This window comes from Pseudonocardia sp. SID8383 (genome assembly GCF_009864975.1).
In the GTDB taxonomy this organism is placed as follows: Bacteria; Actinomycetota; Actinomycetes; order Mycobacteriales; family Pseudonocardiaceae; genus Pseudonocardia; species Pseudonocardia alni.
Genome location: NZ_WWFY01000158.1, coordinates 1 through 1,576, shown reverse-complemented (window position 1 = coordinate 1,576; position 1,576 = coordinate 1). Strand labels below are relative to the sequence as shown.

2 protein-coding genes are annotated in these 1,576 nt (G+C 76.0%); both read left to right on the top strand.

Going from position 1 to position 1,576, the window contains the following annotated elements:
• Positions 1-1,195 (top strand): S1C family serine protease (locus tag GTW08_RS03885; RefSeq protein WP_202416359.1); only part of this gene is annotated, 1,195 nt, incomplete at its 5' end.
• 18 nt (positions 1,196-1,213) lie between these two features.
• Positions 1,214-1,576 (top strand): Sec-independent protein translocase protein TatB (gene tatB, locus GTW08_RS03880; RefSeq protein ID WP_161151428.1); only part of this gene is annotated, 363 nt, incomplete at its 3' end.

Here is a 1,576-nt window from a genome sequence, read left to right as displayed (position 1 = left end):
GCGCGACCCGGGCACGCCGGTCGTCGCCGCGCCACCGCCCGGCGACGGCGACGCGCCCGGTGAGGGTCCCCGGCCCGACGGCCCCCGGCTCAGCGTCCGCGAGGTCCTGTTCGGCAAGCGGGTGCAGCCGCGCGCGCTGGCGCTGCTCGGCGTACTCGCCCTCGTCGTCGGTGCGGCGGGCGGCCTGGTCGGGCACTGGACCGCCGCCGCTGCGAGCGCACTGACCAGCCCCGGAGCCGTGCTGAGCGCGACCGAGCCCGCCCGGGAACGGCCGCCCGGCTCGGTGTCGGAGGTCGCCTCGCGGGTGCTGCCCGCGGTCGTCTCGCTGGAGGTGACCGTCGGCAACCAGGCGGGCAACGGCTCCGGCGTCGTGATCGACCCCGCTGGCTACGTGCTCACCAACGACCACGTCGTCGCGCCGGCGACCGGACCCGGCCAGGGAACCATCGAGGCCCTGTTCTCCGACGGCTCCCGCGTCCCGGCCACCGTGGTCGGTGCGGACCCGATGACCGACCTCGCGGTGGTCAAGGTGCCCGTCGCGAACCCGACGGTCGCCGCGATCGGCCGCTCCGGCGAGCTCGCCGTCGGTGACGCGGTGATCGCGATCGGGTCGCCGTTCGGCCTGGCGGGCACGGTGACGACGGGGATCGTGTCGGCCGTCGACCGCCCGGTGCGGCTCGACCCCGAGGGAAGTGCGGGCGACGCGGTGATCGACGCCGTGCAGACCGACGCCGCGATCAACCCCGGCAACTCCGGCGGCCCACTGGTGGACGCGACCGGCGCCGTCGTCGGCATCAACACCGCGATCCGCAGCGCGGGCAGCGCCGAGTCCGGGGCACAGGGCGGCTCGATCGGCCTGGGCTTCGCCATCCCGATCGACGACGCCCGCGCCATCGCCGAGGAGCTCATCCGCACCGGCCGCGTGGCGCACGCCGACCTCGGTGTCAACGCCCGCTCGGTCACCGACGGCGCCACCGACGGCGCCCAGGTGCAGAACGTCGTCGCCGGGGGACCGGCGGCCGCGGCCGGGATCGCCGACGGCGACGTCGTCGTCGACGTCGCCGGGCGCCCCATCGCCAGTGCCGACGAGCTGGTCGTCGCCGTCCGCGAACACGCCCCCGGCGAGCAGGTCCCGGTCGGTCTCGTCCGCCAGGGACGACCGCTCACCGTGACCGTCACGCTCGGGCAGCGCTAGTACCCGTACGCTGGCGCTGTGTTCGAGAACATCGGCATGCCGGAGATCCTCGTCCTGGTCGTGGCGGGGCTCTTCATCCTCGGCCCGGAGCGGCTGCCCGAGGCGGCGGCGTGGCTGGGCCGCGCCGTGCGCAAGGTCAAGGAGTTCGCCACCGGCGCCCAGGACCACCTGAAGAAGGAGCTGGGCCCGGAGTTCGACCAGATCCAGCAGCCGCTCAACGACCTGCGCAGCCTGCGCTCGCTCAACCCGCGCACCGCGATCACCCGCAGCCTGTTCTCCGACGACGGGTTCGCCGGCCCGGTCAAGCCGAACGGCTTCGCCCCCGGCGCCGGGACCGCCGCGGCGGCCGGTGGCGTGGCGGCGGCCGGGGGCGCGGCCGCC